Source organism: Streptomyces sp. NPDC027663, from assembly GCF_055566415.1.
The window spans coordinates 85,628-100,953 of the sequence record NZ_JBVHSK010000007.1 but is presented as its reverse complement, the minus strand read 5'-3'; the positions used below and the strand labels follow the sequence as shown (position 1 = coordinate 100,953).

The window sequence follows — 15,326 nt, the reverse complement described above, 5'->3', positions numbered from 1 at the left end:
GCCGGTGCGTGTGGCGGCCCCTGCGCTCAGCCGGCGAGCCAGGCGGCGGTGTAGGTGTCGATCTCCTTGGCGATCCGCGCCTTGCCCTGCGCGTCGAAGAAGGACGCCTCCACGGCGTTCTTGGCGAGGTCGGCGAGGCCGCGCTCGTCCAGGTCGAGGAGACGGGCGGCCACCGCGTACTCGTTGTTGAGGTCGGTGCCGAACATCGGCGGATCGTCCGAGTTGATCGTGACCAGCACCCCGGCCCGCGTGAACTCCTTGATCGGGTGCTCGTCGAGGGTACGGACCGCGCGGGTGGCGATGTTGGAGGTCGGGCAGACCTCCAGCGGGATGCGGTGCTCGGCGAGGTGCGCGAGGAGCTTCGGGTCCCGCGCGGAGCTGGTGCCGTGGCCGATGCGCTCGGCGCGCAGCTCGTTCAGCGCGTCCCACACCGTCTCCGGGCCGGTCGTCTCGCCGGCGTGCGGCACGGAACGCAGACCGGCGGCGATGGCCCGGTCGAAGTACGGCTTGAACTGCGGCCGGGGCACTCCTATCTCCGGCCCGCCGAGCCCGAACGACACCAGGCCCTCCGGGCGGATGCGGTCGTCGGTGGCCAGCCGCGCGGTCTCCTCCGCCGCCTCCAGGCCGGCCTCGCCGGGAATGTCGAAGCACCAGCGCAGGACGGTCCCGAACTCGGCCTCGGCGGACTTGCGGGCGTCCTCGATGGCGGCCATGAAGGCCTTGTCCTCGATCCCGCGCCGGGTGGAGGAGAAGGGGGTGATGGTCAGCTCGGCGTACCGAACCTGCTGCCGGGCCAGGTCGCGTGCCACCTCGTAGGTGAGCAGCCGGACGTCCTCCGGATTGCGGATCAGGTCCACGACCGACAGGTACACCTCGATGAAGTGCGCGAAGTCGGTGAAGGTGAAGTAGTCGACCAGGGCCTCGGGATCGGTGGGCACCTTGGAGTCGGGGTGGCGGGCGGCCAGCTCGGAGACGATCCGCGGGGAGGCGGAGCCGACGTGGTGGACGTGCAGTTCGGCCTTGGGCAGCCCGGCGATGAAGGCGCGCAGATCGCGGTCGGCGGTGCCGGTGGCGGGTACGGAGCTGTCGGTCAAGGGGTCCTCCCCGGAAAAGGCGCCCGCGGCACGGTGTCCGCCGTCGGGGCGCGGTGATCGGCTGATCGGTGACGCGAGGTCATCGTAGGCCGCAGTCCTGGTGATCCGGCCTGCCCCGTAGCATGGCGGGAGATCCAGCAGAGGGGTTCTTTCACGATGTCCGACGAGGCGCCGCAGTCCACGCCGGGGGAGCAGGCCGCCGGACAGCCGGCCGCGATGTCCCGGGTTTCGCTGGACAAGCGGGACAGGCTGGACAAGCGGGACAGGCTGGACAAGCGGGACAGGCTGAATGAGGCGACCGAGGTGGCCGAGGCGACCGAGGTGGCCGAGGTGAGCGGTGAGCACCCGCGGGACGCGGTGGCAACGCACGCGAGCCCGAGTGCGGCCCCCGGCGCGGCTCCGGGACCGGCCTCGGTTCACGACCAGCAGACGCTGACCGCGCTGCCGACGGCTCCGGGCGCGCCCTCCGACGCCCCCGGGCCGTGGGCCAGCCCGGCCGCCGGCTTCGCACCGCCGGGCTCCTCGGTCCCGCAGCCGAACCCGTTCGCCCCGCCGTCCGCCTCCGGGCAGCAGCCGAACCCGTTCGCACCCCCTGCTTCCTCCGTCCCGCAGCCGAACTCGTTCGCACCGCCCGCGTCCGCGTCGGCACCCCCGGCGAACCCCTTCGCCCCGCCCGTGTCTCCTGCCGCAGCTCACGGGGCTGTGGAGCCGGTGCCCCCGCCGCCGATCGCCCCCGACGGTCCGGGACAGGTGCCGTACGGCTACCCGGGGACCGCGCCGGCCTACGGCCATCCGGGGCCGCAGCACACCCCGTACGCCCCGTACCCCACCGGGAACGGCTACGGCTGGCCCGGCATGCAGCCGCTGCCGAGCAACGGTATGGGTACCGCCTCGCTGGTGCTGGGCATCCTGTCGGCGGTCGGCTTCCTGATGTGGCCGGTGGCCCTGGTGCTCGGCATCCTGGCGCTGATCTTCGGCGGGCTCGGCCGCGGCAAGGCCAGCCGGGGCGAGGCGACCAACCCGGGCGTGGCGCTGGCCGGCATCATCTGCGGGGCCGTGGGCATCGTCCTGGTGGCAGGCCTGTTCGCGTTCGCCATCGCGCTGTACGCCTGACCGACGCCCCGCTGCCCGCCCTGGACAGGAAGCCCCTCCTGCCCTGGACGCGACCTCGCTCCCGCCTTGGACGGGAACCCCTCAGGCCCCGGCCCCCGCCAGCCGCTCCCGTGCCTCCATGAGTGCGAAGCCCAGCAGGTTCGGGCCCTGCCAGCGGTCGGGGTGCATGGCCGCCTCGTCGTGCGCGGCCAGGCCGATGCCCCACACGCGGTCGACGGGGCTGGCCTCCACCAGCACCCGGTTCCCGGTGTTCAGCAGGAACGCGCGCAGGTCCTCATGGGCGGCGAACTTGTGCACGCTGCCCTCGACCACGATCCGGAACCGCTCCCGTTCCCATGTCGCGTCGTCGAAGCCCCGGACCAGCCGGCCGGCCTTCTTCGCCTCGGAAGGATGCTTCGCGGCCAAGATCAGCCGCTCCGCCTCCGCGTCCTCGAACAGCCGGGCCTTGGCCGCCATCATCCAGTGCTCGGCCGTCGCGTACGCGACACCGTCGACCACGAACGGTGACGGCCACCACTGGCTCAGACAGCTCGCGCCTATACGGCCGTCCGGCAGCGGCCGGTGCCCCCAGAAATGGAGGTACTCGATACGGGACCCCGCCCGAATCTCCCTGATCAGGGCGTCCAACCCGTCGATCTTTCCCATGCACGCGAGTGTGGCACGCACCACTGACAATCCGTCCGTCCTTTTCCGCGCCGACTCGACACCTGGTCGACAGATTCCGTCGCGTAACCAAAAGGCAACAACGGAATCACTTGTTGGACGCTACGTGCTCTGTCAGGATCGGCACTCAAATCGAGCTGGAGCTACGCCACCCACCCCCGGGACGGGGCGCACGGCGGAGGAGAGCGACATGCACAACCCGGGCACCGCCACCCCGGAACGATTCCCCGCGCAGGACCGCTTCGCGGACGGCGCGCAGTTCATCGCCGGCCGCCTGACCAAGGGCACCTCGGGGCAGACCCACACCGTGGTCGACCCCGCGACCGGCGAGGGCGTGTACACCTACGACCTGGCCGGCACGGACGACGTCGACGCGGCCGTCGCCGCCGCTCGGGCAGCCTTCCCCGGCTGGTCCGCCGCCACCCCGGGCGAGCGTTCGGACGCCCTGCACCGTTTCGCGGCCGTGCTCGCCGAGCGCGCCGAGGAGTTCGCCCGCGCGGAGTCCCTCCAGTGCGGCAAGCCGCTCAAGCTCACCCGTGAGTTCGACGTGCCGGGCACCATCGACAACACCGCCTTCTTCGCGGGTGCGGCCCGGCATCTGCAGGGGCAGTCCGCCGGTGAGTACTCGGGCGACCACACCTCGTACGTCCGGCGTGAGCCCATCGGGGTCGTCGGGTCCATCGCGCCCTGGAACTATCCGCTCCAGATGGCCGCCTGGAAGATCCTCCCGGCGATCGCAGCGGGCAACACCATCGTCCTGAAGCCCGCCGAGCTGACCCCGCTCACCTCGTTGCTCTTCGCGCAGGCCGCCACGGACGCGGGCATCCCGGACGGCGTGATCAACATCGTCACCGGGACCGGCAGGGAGGCCGGTGAGCACCTGGTCGGCCACCCCGACGTGGCCATGACCTCCTTCACCGGGTCCACCCCCGTCGGCAAGCGCGTCGCCGAGATCGCCACCGCGACCGTCAAGCGGCTCCATCTGGAACTGGGCGGCAAGGCGCCGTTCGTCGTCTTCGACGACGCCGACCTGGAGGCCGCCGTGCACGGCGCGGTCGCCGGTGCCCTCATCAACACCGGCCAGGACTGCACGGCCGCCACGCGCGCGTACGTGCAGCGCCCGCTGTACGACGCCTTCGTGGAGCGGACGGCCGCTCTGATGGAGACCGTGCGCCTCGGCGACCCCTTCGCTCCCGGCACCGACCTCGGGCCGCTCATCTCGCACACGCAGCGGGACCGGGTCGCCGGCTTCGTGGACCGGGCGCGTGCCTACGCGCGCGTGGTCACCGGAGGCGAGGCTCCCGAGGGCGGCCTGGAGAAGGGCGCCTACTACCGGCCCACCCTGATCGCCGACGCGGCGCAGGACAGCGAGATCGTCCAGTCGGAGATCTTCGGTCCCGTACTGGTCGTACTTCCGTTCGACAGTGATGATGAAGGCATCCGGCTGGCCAACGACACCCCCTACGGCCTCGCCGCCTCCGCGTGGAGCACCGACGTGTACCGCGCCCACCGCGCCACCCGTGAGATCAAGGCGGGCTGCGTCTGGATCAACGACCACATCCCGATCATCAGCGAGATGCCGCACGGCGGCTACAAGGCCTCGGGCTCCGGCAAAGACATGTCGGCGTATTCGTTCGAGGAATACACGCAGGTCAAACACGTAATGTTCGACAATACCGCGGTTGCCAGGAAGGACTGGCACCGCACCATCTTCGGGGACCGATAGAGACGACCCGGCCGGACCAGGCCGACCCCTCCCGAAAGGGCACCACGCGCATGGAGCAGTACCAGCCCGACCGCCTTACCCCGGCCCAAGCGGCCGCCATGCGGCGCAGTCTGCGCAACGGAAGGGCCGCCATGACCCGCCGCTCGCTGCTGCGGGCCTCCGCGGGCGGCGCCCTCGCGGCCGGCGGTCTCGGGGCGCTGAGCGCCTGCGGGATCCCCGCGGCCGGAAAGAGCCAGGGCGGCACCTCGGCCCAGGACCACTCGGCGCAGGAGAAGGTGGTGAACTTCTCCAACTGGACCGAGTACATCGACGTCGACGACAGCGGCAAACACCACCCGACGCTCGAGACCTTCCGCAGGCGCACCGGCATCACGGTCAAGTACACCGAGGACATCAACGACAACAACGAGTTCTTCGGCAAGATCAAGCCGCAGCTCTCCGCGGGCCAGGACACCGGCCGCGACATCATCGTCCTCACCGACTGGCTGGCCGCCCGGCTCATCCGCCTCGGCTGGGTGCAGAAGCTGGACCCCTCCCGCCTTCCGCACGCGTACACCAACCTCTCGCCCCAGTTCCGCAACCCGGACTGGGACCCCGGGCGGGCCTACTCGTACCCCTGGCAGGGCATCTCCACCGTCATCGCCTACAACAAGAAGGCGCTGGACGGGGTGGAGGTGAGGTCGATCTCCGACCTCCTCGACAACCCGAAGCTCAAGGGCCGGGTGGGCTTCCTGTCCGAGATGCGCGACTCCATGGGCATGACCCTGCTCGACATGGGCAAGGATCCGGCGAAGTTCACCGACGACGACTTCGACGCGGCGATCGCCCGCCTCCAGAAGGCCGTCGACAAGGGGCAGATCCGCCGCTTCACCGGCAACGACTACACCTCCGACCTCACCAAGGGCGACTTCGCGGCCTGTGTCGCCTGGGCCGGTGACGTGGTCCAGCTCAAGGCGGACAGCCCGGACGTCGACTTCATCATCCCGGACAGCGGCTACATGACGTCGACCGACAACCTGTGCATCCCCAACAAGGCGCGTCACAAGACGAACGCCGAGCGGCTCATCGACTTCTACTACGAACCCGAGCAGGCCGCCGCGCTCGCCGCCTACATCAACTACGTGACACCGGTCGACGGGGTGAAGCCGTACCTTGCGAAGATCGACAAGGACGCGGCGGACAACCCGCTGATCGTCCCCGACAAGGCCATGCAGGCGAAGTCCCGTGCCTTCCGCTCCCTGAGCCAGAAGGAAGAGACGGCCTACGAAGAGAAGTTCGCGAAGCTCACAGGGGCGTGACGACGATGAAGACGACACCAGACAACAGCGGCGACGTCCGCCTCTCCGGAATCTCCAAGAGCTACGGCTCCTTCACCGCCGTGCACCCGCTGGACCTGACCGTGCCCGAGGGCTCCTTCTTCGCCCTGCTCGGTGCCTCCGGCTGCGGCAAGACCACCACACTGCGCATGATCGCCGGTCTGGAGGAACCTTCCTCCGGGACCGTGCACCTCGGCGACCAGGACGTCACCCACCTGCCGCCGTACAAGCGGCCGGTCAACACGGTCTTCCAGTCCTACGCCCTCTTCCCGCACCTCGACATCTTCGAGAACGTCGCCTTCGGCCTGCGCCGGCGCGGCATCAAGAGCGTGAAGAAGCAGGTCGACGAGATGCTGGAGCTGGTCCAGCTGGGCGAGCAGGCGCGCAAGAAACCGCACCAGCTCTCCGGCGGCCAGCAGCAGCGCGTCGCGGTGGCCCGTGCGCTGATCAACCACCCGAAGGTGCTCCTCCTCGACGAGCCGCTCGGCGCCCTGGATCTGAAGCTGCGCCGCCAGATGCAGCTGGAGCTGAAGCGCATCCAGACCGAGGTCGGCATCACCTTCGTCCATGTCACGCACGACCAGGAGGAGGCCATGACCATGGCCGACACGGTCGCCGTGATGAACGCGGGCCGCGTCGAGCAGCTCGGCGCGCCGACGGAGCTGTACGAGAACCCGCAGACCACCTTCGTCGCGAACTTCCTCGGCACCTCCAACCTGATCGAGGCCGAGGTCGACACCAAGAGCGGCGACGACATCGTGCTCAAGGCCGGCGGCGGCAAGCTCGTGCTGCCCGAGGCGCGATGTTCCGCCCCGGCGACGGCCGGCGGCAAGATGCTGGTCGGCATCCGCCCCGAGAAGATCGCGCTCACGCACGCCGACGACGCGGGCGAGATCCCGGCGGGCCGCAACCGCCTCACCGGCAAGATCGCCGACGCGAGCTTCATCGGCGTCTCCACGCAGTACGTGATCGACACCCCGGTCTGCGACGAGTTCTCGGTGTACGTGCAGAACGTCGAGCGCGACGGCCGGCTGCTGCCGGGCGCCGACGTCGTCCTGCACTGGAGCCCGGCCCACACCTTCGGCCTGGACGCGGCCCAGGACATCGACGCGGGCACCGAGGAAGAGGTCGCCGCCTGATGTCCACGCTCACCGAGGCACCCCCGCCGCTCGCCCCCGCCGAGCCGGAGAAGAAGCCCCCGCGCAAGCGCGGCCGGTTCACCCCGTACTGGCTGCTGCTGCCCGGCATGCTCTGGCTGATCGTCTTCTTCGCCCTGCCGATGATCTACCAGGCCTCCACGTCCGTGCAGACGGGCTCCCTGGAGGAGGGCTACAAGGTCACGTGGCACTTCGCGACCTACTGGGACGCGCTCAGCGAGTACTGGCCGCAGTTCCTGCGGTCCGTCTTCTACGCCGCCGCCGCGACCCTGCTCTGCCTGCTGCTCGGCTACCCGCTGGCCTACACCATCGCCTTCCGCGCGGGCCGCTGGAAGAACCTGATCATGATCCTGGTGATCGCGCCGTTCTTCACCAGCTTCCTGATCCGCACCCTGGCCTGGAAGACGATCCTCGCCGACAACGGCGTGGTCGTGCACACCCTCAACTCGCTGCACATCCTGGACCTGACCGACTGGCTCGGCTGGACGGCCGGCGACCGGGTCCTGGCCACACCGTTCGCGGTCGTCTGCGGTCTGACGTACAACTTCCTGCCGTTCATGATCCTGCCGCTGTACACCTCGCTGGAGCGGATCGACGGGCGGCTGCACGAGGCGGCCGGCGACCTCTACGCCAGGCCCTGGACCACCTTCCGCAAGGTGACCTTCCCGCTGTCGATGCCGGGCGTCGTCTCCGGCACGCTGCTGACGTTCATCCCCGCGGCCGGTGACTACGTCAACGCCGAACTCCTCGGCTCCACCGACACCCGCATGATCGGAAACGTCATCCAGACACAGTTCCTGCGCATTCTGGACTACCCGACGGCCGCGGCCCTGTCCTTCATCCTCATGGCCGCGATCCTGGCCATGGTCACGATCTACATCCGCCGGTCCGGGACGGAGGATCTGGTCTAAATGCCCTTCGTCAACTGGCTCAAGCGCCGTCTCGTCGTCATCGCCGGACTGCTGACACTCGGCTATCTCCTGCTGCCGAACGTCATCGTCACGGTGTTCTCCTTCAACAAGCCGAAGGGGCGCTTCAACTACGAGTGGCAGAACTTCTCCACGGACGCCTGGAAGGACCCGTGCGGCGTCGCCGACATGTGCGGCTCGCTGTCCATCAGCCTCCAGATCGCCGTGTGGGCGACGGTCGGCGCCACCGTCCTCGGCACGATGATCTCCTTCGCGCTGGTCCGCTACCGCTTCCGCGCACGCGGCGCCGTGAACTCGCTGATCTTCCTGCCGATGGCGATGCCCGAGGTCGTCATGGCCGCCTCGCTGCTCACCCTGTTCCTCAACATGGGCGCGCAGCTCGGCTTCTGGACGATCCTGATCGCGCACATCATGTTCTGCCTCAGTTTCGTCGTCACCGCCGTCAAGGCCCGCGTGATGTCGATGGACCCGCGTCTGGAAGAGGCCGCCCGGGACCTGTACGCCGGTCCCGTGCAGACCTTCCTGCGGGTCACCCTGCCCATCGCGGCACCCGGGATCGCCGCGGGCGCGCTGCTCTCCTTCGCGCTCTCCTTCGACGATTTCATCATCACCAATTTCAACGCCGGCTCGACGGTCACCTTCCCGATGTTCGTGTGGGGTTCGGCGCAGCGCGGAACGCCGGTCCAGATCAACGTGATCGGTACGGCCATGTTCCTCGTCGCCGTTCTCTTCGTGCTGACGTCGATGGTCATCAGCAACCGCCGCAACAAGCAAAAGGCGTAAGCCCTTTTCCGGAACGTCCTCTGTTGGGAGTTGAAATCATGGCCCCAAGCGCCATGAGCCGTGGCAAAGACAACTGGATCGCCTCTCTCTCCGAAGCCCAGCCGGTCCCGTACTGGCTGGAAGACCCCGGCAAGCCGCAGCCCGAGCCCGCCCTGACCACCACCGAGACCTGCGACCTGCTGGTCGTCGGTGGCGGCTACAGCGGACTGTGGACCGCGCTGAACGCCAAGGAGCGCGACCCGCAGCGCGATGTGGTCCTGCTGGAAGGCCGCGAGGTGGGCTGGGCCGCCTCCGGCCGCAACGGCGGCTTCTGTGCCGCCTCCCTCACCCACGGGCTGCCCAACGGCCTCGCCCGCTGGCCCGACGAGATCCACCAGCTGGAGGAGTTGGGCCGGCGCAACCTCGACGAGATCGAGGCCGCGGTCGCCCGGCACGGCATCGACTGCGAATTCGAGCGCACCGGTGAGATCGACGTCGCCACCGAGACCTACCAGGCCTGGGAGCTGCGCGACTGGCACCGCGAGCTGGAGGAGAAGGGTCTCGCCGACGGCGTCGAGTTCCTGGACGCGGACGCCGTGCGCGAGCAGGTGAACTCGCCCACCTTCGAGGCGGGCCTGTGGGACCGCAGGGGCGTGGCCATGCTGCACCCGGCGAAGCTGGCGTGGGGCCTGAAGCAGGCGTGCCTGAAGCTCGGGGTGCGGGTGTACGAGCACACGCCCGCCCTGACGCTGAAGCAGTACGGCGCAGGCGTGGCCGTCCGGACCCCGTACGGCGCGGTCCGCGCCCGCCGGGTGGCGCTCGGCACCAACATCTTCCCGAGCCTGCTGCGGCGCGTGCGGTCGTACACCGTCCCGGTCTACGACTACGCGCTGATGACCGAGCCGCTGAGCACCGACCAGCTGGCGTCGATCGGCTGGAAGAACCGTCAGGGCCTCGGGGACTCGGCGAACCAGTTCCACTACTTCCGGCTGTCCGCCGACAACCGCATCCTGTGGGGCGGCTACGACGCGATCCACCACTACGGCGGCCGGGTGCGGGCGGAGTACGACGACCGGCCGGAGACGTACGCCAAGCTCGCGGGCCACTTCTTCACCTGCTTCCCGCAGCTGGAGGGTGTCCGCTTCACCCACGCCTGGGGCGGCGCGATCGACACCTGTTCCCGCTTCTCGGCGTTCTTCGGCACGGCCCACCAGGGGAAGGTGGCGTACGCGGCGGGCTACACCGGGCTCGGGGTCGGCGCGACCCGCTTCGGTGCCGATGTGATGCTGGACCTGCTGGACGGCGAGGACACCGAGCGCACACGGCTGGAGATGGTCCGCAAGAAGCCGCTGCCGTTCCCGCCGGAGCCCTTCGCCTGGACCGGGATCGCCCTCACCAAGTGGTCCCTGGCCCGCGCCGACGCGCACGGCGGCCGGCGGAACCTGTGGCTGCGGGCCATGGACCGGCTGGGGCTGGGCTTCGACAGCTGACGTGTGACCCGGCTCACCTGAACGGGTTGAGCGAACCCGCGTAATGCCCGCGGGCCGGCCTCCCTCTCCCTCGTGACGCGCCCGCGTCCACGAGGCAGAGGGAGGCCTTCTCATGACTGGGTCGAAGACGGCGGTCGAATGGCTCGTGTCCGTCGCGCCGGACCCCGAGGCCTGCCGCTGGGAGTGGGAACGCAACCCCCTCGGGGTCGCCCTGCTGCCCGCCGGCAAGGCGTGGGACGTCCTGATCCTGCCGGGCGGCCTCGGCTATCCGACCCTGGACGTGCTCACCCGCATACTCGACCGGCCCGGCCCGGTGCTCGTCGACTTCGGCGACACCCGGGTCGGGTTCTTCGTGCCCCCGGGCACCGCGGCCCGCTGGCTGGGCACCGGCATCCGTACCGCCGGACACGGCACCTGGATCGTCGTGCCGTATCCGGGCCGGGCGACCCGGTCCGTGCGCTGGCTGGTGCCGCCGGACGGCTCGGGCATGCTGACCGATCCGGCGCTGCTGGAGCTGGCGATGCACGAGGCGGCGGCGGGTCTGGCCGACGGCGACTGAGCACGTGGCGCGCACGGCCGTCGGTCGTCTGCGGCGTCGTCGTGGCTGGTCGCGCAGTTCCCCGCGGCCCTCCTCGGCGCGTTGCCGTACCGGCCACCGGATCGTTGCCGCAGACCTTGACAAGTGAATTGGTCTGGACCAAGTTGAGCGCGGCTCCCTCCTCCAATTCCCCCGAGTCCGGAGGCACTTGTGGTACGCGCGAGACCTGTCCTCACCCTGCTCACGGCAGCACTGCTGGCCGTACCCGGCATCACCGCGCTCTCGTCGGCCGCCAGCGCGGCCGACGCGGACGTCGCGGTCAACGGCGGCTTCGAGGCCGGCCTGACCGGCTGGACCTGCACGGCCGGTACGACGGTCGGCTCACCCGTGCACGGCGGGAGTTCCGCGCTGCAGGCCACCCCGGCGGGCAGCGACAACGCCCGGTGCAGCCAGACGGTGACCGTCCAGCCCGACGCCCAGTACACCCTGTCCGGTCACGTCCGCGGCTCGTACGTCCACCTCGGCGCGAGCGGCACCGGCACCACCGACGTCTCCACCTGGACCCAGTCCGCCCCCGACTGGCAGAAGCTGAGCACCACCTTCCGTACCGGAGCCACGACCACCAAGGTCACGATCTACACGCACGGCTGGTACGGCACCGGCACCTACTACGCCGACGACATCTCCCTGATCGGCCCCGGCGGCAGCGGCACCGGACAGCCGCCCGCCACCCCGGCCGGCCTGCGGACCACCTCCGTGACCGCATCCTCCGTCGCCCTGTCCTGGTCGGCCGTGAGCGGCGCGACGAGTTACGCCGTCTACCGCGACGGGGTCAAGGCCCAGACGGTGACCGGGACTTCGGCGACCGTCTCCGGGCTCGCGGCCTCGACCGCGTACAGCTTCCAGGTGACGGCGGTGGGCGACGCCGGCGAGTCCGCGAAGTCCGCCGCCGTGACCGCGACGACCGGTGCCGGCACCGGCGGCGGCTCGACCGGCCTGCCCGCCCACGCCCTCGTCGGCTACCTCCACGCGAGCTTCGCCAACGGCGCCGGCTACACCCGCCTCGCCGACGTACCCGACAGCTGGGACGTCATCGACCTGGCCTTCGGCGAGCCCACCTCGGTCACCTCCGGGGACATCCGCTTCGACCGCTGCCCGGTCACCGAATGCCCGAACGTGGAGAGCGACGCCGACTTCAAGGCGGCGATCAAGGCCAAGCAGGCGGCCGGCAAGAAGGTGCTCATCTCGATCGGCGGCCAGAACGGCCAGGTGCAGCTGACCACGGCCGCGGCCCGGGACACCTTCGTCTCCTCGGTCTCGAAGATCATCGACACCTACGGCCTCGACGGCCTCGACGTCGACTTCGAGGGGCACTCCCTGTCGCTGAACGCGAACGACACGGACTTCAAGAACCCGACCACGCCCGTGATCGTGAACCTCATCTCGGCGCTGAAGACCCTGAAGGCCCGCTACGGCCCGGCGTTCGTCCTCACCATGGCCCCGGAGACCTTCTTCGTGCAGAACGGCTACCAGTACTACGGCACCGGCAAGTGGGGCGGCCAGGACCCCCGCTGCGGCGCCTATCTCCCGGTCATCCACGCCCTGCGCGACGACCTCACACTGCTGCACGTCCAGGACTACAACTCGGGCCCGATCATGGGCCTGGACAACCAGTACCACTCCATGGGCGGCGCCGACTTCCACATCGCCATGACCGACATGCTCCTCACCGGTTTCCCGGTCGCCGGCGACGCGGACAACGTCTTCCCCCCGCTGCGCCCCGACCAGGTCGCCATCGGCATGCCGGCATCGACGAACGCGGGCAACGGCTACGTCTCCCCGTCCGAGGTCACCAGGACCCTGGACTGCCTCACGAAGAAGACGAACTGCGGCTCGTACGCGACCCACGGGACCTGGCCGGCACTGCGGGGTCTGATGACGTGGTCGGTGAACTGGGACCGTTACTCGAACTGGGAGTTCCGGAGGAACTTCGACGCCTACTTCGGCTGATCACCAGGGCAAGGGTGGTCAGCAGCACGGTGCACAGGCACCAGCTGGCCACCACGTCCAGCGGCCAGTGCCAGCCCCGGCGCACCAGACCGTACGACACCCCGAGGACCAGGGCCGCACAGCAGGCGACCACGGCCCGGCGGGCGGCGGGCGAGCGGAGCCAGGGCAGCAGAAGCAGTGTCGCGGAGCCGTATGCGACCATCGCCGTCGCCGTGTGACCGGAAGGGAAGTAGCCGACCGCCGGGGGCACCACGGGGGTTCCCGGCCGCGCCGTCCACTCCTTCAGCGGTACGACGATCGCCGGCACCAGCGCCATGAGGAGGGCCGCGGCCAGCGGCGGCAGCCACCACCGGCCCGTACCGGTGGCACGGCCCCGCCAGGCCGCACACCCGAGGGCCGCGGCGAGCACGGGGAGGGCCACCTGGACGTTGCCGAGGTCGGAGAGCAGCTCCGAGAACCGGTCCGGACGGACGACGGCCCGGCTGAGGCGGGCGTCCAGGCGCAGCAGTGGTCCGCCGGCCACGACCTGCCAGGTGATCAGGGCGAACAGGACGGCCGGGACACCGGGGAGCAGGGCGCGGCGGGCTGAGGTCGACACGGCGCCCAGCTTGGCAGACACGCGCGGGAAGGAGGTCGGCCGCCCCGGAACAGGGGGGGTGGTTCCGAGGCGGCCGTCCGGATCGGAACGTCGCGCGCCCCGGGGGGTTTGGGGCGGCGACCGTCCGATCGGTGAGGAGATCCCGGAGCCGTCAGGCGCCGGTTGTGTGCGCGAGGGCACGACCAGGCCGTAGCTGGGGAAACCCCGGCCTGAAGTCGCCCACAGTCCCCTGTGGGCGGGGTGTATCTCTCATCTGGAGAGAACCTACGGCAGGCCGGGGCGCTTGGGCAGACGGAATCCGCTCCCGCCATCCACCCCGCACACGTTCTTCACACGGCCTGCCGCAGGCACTCTCCAGAGGTGCGGACCAGCCGCTCAGATGCGGGCGAACGCCTGCTCGATGATGTCCAGGCCCTCGTTGAGGAGGTCCTCGCCGATCACCAGCGCGGGCAGGAAGCGCAGCACGTTGCCGTAGGTGCCGCAGGTGAGGACCAGCAGACCCTCGGCGTGGCAGGCCTTGGCGAGGGCGGCGGTGGCCTCCGGGTTCGGCTCCTTGGTGGCGCGGTCCTTGACCAGCTCGATGGCGATCATGGCGCCGCGGCCACGCACGTCACCGATGATGTCGAACTTCTCGGCCATGGAGGTGAGGCGACCCTTCATGATCTCCTCGATGCGCCGGGCCTTGCCGTTGAGGTCCAGCTCCTTCATGGTCTCGATGGCACCGAGCGCACCGGCGCAGGCGACCGGGTTGCCGCCGTAGGTGCCACCGAGGCCACCGGCGTGCGCGGCGTCCATGATCTCGGCGCGGCCGGTCACGGCGGCCAGCGGCAGACCACCGGCGATGCCCTTGGCGGTGGTGATCAGGTCCGGGACGATGCCCTCGTCCTCACAGGCGAACCACTGGCCGGTGCGGCAGAAGCCGGACTGGATCTCGTCCGCGACGAAGACGATCCCGTTGTCGGCGGCGAACTGCCGGATCGCCGGGAGGAAGCCCTTGGCCGGCTCGATGAAGCCGCCCTCGCCCAGCACCGGCTCGATGATGATCGCGGCGACGTTGTCCGGGCCGACCTGCTTGGTGATCTGGTCGATGGCCTGCGCGGCGGCCTCGGGGCCGGCGTTCTCCGCACCGGTCGGCCAGCGGTAGCCGTAGGCCACCGGCACGCGGTACACCTCGGGCGCGAACGGACCGAAGCCGTGCTTGTACGGCATGTTCTTCGCCGTCAGCGCCATGGTCAGGTTGGTACGCCCGTGGTACCCGTGGTCGAACACGACCACGGCCTGCCGCTTGGTGTAGGCACGCGCGATCTTGACGGCGTTCTCGACGGCCTCGGCGCCGGAGTTGAACAGCGCGGACTTCTTGGCGTGGTCACCCGGGGTCAGCTCGGCCAGCGCCTCCGCGACCTCCACGTAACCCTCGTACGGGGTGACCATGAAACAGGTGTGGGTGAAGTCGGCGAGCTGGGCGGTGGCGCGCCGCACGACGGCCTCGGCGGACGCGCCGACGGAGGTCACGGCGATGCCGGAACCGAAGTCGATGAGGCGGTTGCCGTCGACGTCCTCGATGATGCCGCCACCCGCGCGCGTGGTGAACACGGGCAGCACGGAGCCCACGCCCTGCGCGACCGCGGCGGTACGGCGGGCCTGCAGCTCCTGCGACTTCGGGCCGGGGATGGCGGTGACGACGCGGCGCTCCTGCGGAAGTGCGGTCATGGGGGGCTCCCTGATGATCTTGCGTACCGGGCGGTCCCGGGCGGTTCCGGGCGGTGCGTTTTCGGACGCATACCTTCTTTTCTCGCAGGCTAAGACTGGTTCTGCGGGGTGGGCATGCTCCATGTGGGCGTTGTCGGCGCGGCCGGTTGTCCGCCGTGGACATAGCCCGGCCGGGCGGGTACGGCCCGTTCTCGGCCGTGTAAACGGTGAACTCCCCTTG

The 15,326-nt window shown here is 70.0% G+C and carries 11 protein-coding genes and 2 pseudogenes; 9 read left to right on the top strand and 4 right to left on the bottom strand.

What is annotated here, in order from left to right:
* Positions 1-26: 26 nt before the first annotated feature.
* Positions 27-1,152 (bottom strand): annotated as a pseudogene (locus tag ACZ4SF_RS20410) (adenosine deaminase).
* Positions 1,153-1,250: 98 nt separating this feature from the next.
* Between ACZ4SF_RS20410 and ACZ4SF_RS20405 the strand changes: the two are divergent.
* Positions 1,251-2,207, top strand: coding sequence for a DUF4190 domain-containing protein (locus ACZ4SF_RS20405; RefSeq protein WP_468386218.1), 957 nt, complete (start codon positions 1,251-1,253; stop codon positions 2,205-2,207).
* An 81-nt stretch (positions 2,208-2,288) separates the two neighbouring features.
* Here the strand turns inward: ACZ4SF_RS20405 and ACZ4SF_RS20400 are convergent, their stop codons facing one another.
* A complete protein-coding gene (locus tag ACZ4SF_RS20400; protein ID WP_468386215.1) occupies positions 2,289-2,852 on the bottom strand; it encodes an NADAR family protein in 564 nt (187 codons plus the stop codon).
* Positions 2,853-3,060: 208 nt separating this feature from the next.
* Here ACZ4SF_RS20400 and ACZ4SF_RS20395 point away from each other — a divergent pair, with 208 nt between their 5' ends.
* From ACZ4SF_RS20395 to ACZ4SF_RS20360, 8 genes are all read left to right on the top strand, one after another.
* Positions 3,061-4,596, top strand: coding sequence for a gamma-aminobutyraldehyde dehydrogenase (locus ACZ4SF_RS20395; RefSeq protein ID WP_468386212.1), 1,536 nt, complete (start codon positions 3,061-3,063; stop codon positions 4,594-4,596).
* 50 nt (positions 4,597-4,646) lie between these two features.
* Entirely contained in the window at positions 4,647-5,894 is a 1,248-nt protein-coding gene (locus tag ACZ4SF_RS20390) for a polyamine ABC transporter substrate-binding protein (RefSeq protein ID WP_468386209.1), read from the top strand.
* A complete protein-coding gene (locus ACZ4SF_RS20385; protein WP_468386206.1) occupies positions 5,891-7,051 on the top strand; it encodes an ABC transporter ATP-binding protein in 1,161 nt (386 codons plus the stop codon). Before ACZ4SF_RS20390 ends, ACZ4SF_RS20385 begins: the two co-directional genes overlap by 4 nt.
* Positions 7,051-7,980, top strand: a complete 930-nt coding sequence (locus tag ACZ4SF_RS20380) for an ABC transporter permease (RefSeq protein WP_468386203.1) — start codon at positions 7,051-7,053, stop codon at positions 7,978-7,980. The genes ACZ4SF_RS20385 and ACZ4SF_RS20380 overlap by 1 nt, the downstream gene beginning before the upstream one ends.
* Positions 7,981-8,781, top strand: a complete 801-nt coding sequence (locus tag ACZ4SF_RS20375) for an ABC transporter permease (RefSeq protein WP_468386200.1) — start codon at positions 7,981-7,983, stop codon at positions 8,779-8,781.
* Positions 8,782-8,819: 38 nt separating this feature from the next.
* On the top strand, positions 8,820-10,250 hold the full coding sequence (locus ACZ4SF_RS20370) for an NAD(P)/FAD-dependent oxidoreductase (protein ID WP_468386197.1): 1,431 nt from the start codon (positions 8,820-8,822) through the stop codon (positions 10,248-10,250).
* 112 nt (positions 10,251-10,362) lie between these two features.
* Positions 10,363-10,809 (top strand): bifunctional DNA primase/polymerase, encoded by a 447-nt coding sequence (locus ACZ4SF_RS20365; protein ID WP_468386195.1) that lies wholly within the window; start codon positions 10,363-10,365, stop codon positions 10,807-10,809.
* A 189-nt stretch (positions 10,810-10,998) separates the two neighbouring features.
* Positions 10,999-12,798, top strand: a complete 1,800-nt coding sequence (locus tag ACZ4SF_RS20360; RefSeq protein ID WP_468386192.1) for a chitinase — start codon at positions 10,999-11,001, stop codon at positions 12,796-12,798.
* Here ACZ4SF_RS20360 and ACZ4SF_RS20355 read toward each other — a convergent pair.
* Positions 12,740-13,396, bottom strand: a pseudogene (locus ACZ4SF_RS20355) (phosphatase PAP2 family protein); the annotation flags it as partial. The gene ACZ4SF_RS20360 and the pseudogene ACZ4SF_RS20355 sit on opposite strands and share 59 nt — an antisense overlap.
* Positions 13,397-13,771: 375 nt before the next feature.
* The gene (gene gabT, locus ACZ4SF_RS20350) at positions 13,772-15,106 is read right to left on the bottom strand and encodes a 4-aminobutyrate--2-oxoglutarate transaminase (RefSeq protein WP_468386190.1); all 1,335 of its coding nucleotides are present in this window, start codon (positions 15,104-15,106) and stop codon (positions 13,772-13,774) included.
* Positions 15,107-15,326: the final 220 nt, after the last annotated feature.

Excerpts from the sequence above, each read along its gene's own strand:
- ACZ4SF_RS20405 (WP_468386218.1), top strand. The coding sequence starts at position 1,251 with ATGTCCGACGAGGCGCCGCAGTCCACGCCGGGGGAGCAGGCCGCCGGA.
- ACZ4SF_RS20400 (WP_468386215.1), bottom strand. The coding sequence starts at position 2,852 with ATGGGAAAGATCGACGGGTTGGACGCCCTGATCAGGGAGATTCGGGCG.
- ACZ4SF_RS20395 (WP_468386212.1), top strand. The coding sequence starts at position 3,061 with ATGCACAACCCGGGCACCGCCACCCCGGAACGATTCCCCGCGCAGGAC.
- ACZ4SF_RS20390 (WP_468386209.1), top strand. The coding sequence starts at position 4,647 with ATGGAGCAGTACCAGCCCGACCGCCTTACCCCGGCCCAAGCGGCCGCC.
- ACZ4SF_RS20380 (WP_468386203.1), top strand. The coding sequence starts at position 7,051 with ATGTCCACGCTCACCGAGGCACCCCCGCCGCTCGCCCCCGCCGAGCCG.
- ACZ4SF_RS20375 (WP_468386200.1), top strand. The coding sequence starts at position 7,981 with ATGCCCTTCGTCAACTGGCTCAAGCGCCGTCTCGTCGTCATCGCCGGA.
- ACZ4SF_RS20370 (WP_468386197.1), top strand. The coding sequence starts at position 8,820 with ATGGCCCCAAGCGCCATGAGCCGTGGCAAAGACAACTGGATCGCCTCT.
- ACZ4SF_RS20365 (WP_468386195.1), top strand. The coding sequence starts at position 10,363 with ATGACTGGGTCGAAGACGGCGGTCGAATGGCTCGTGTCCGTCGCGCCG.
- gabT (WP_468386190.1), bottom strand. The coding sequence starts at position 15,106 with ATGACCGCACTTCCGCAGGAGCGCCGCGTCGTCACCGCCATCCCCGGC.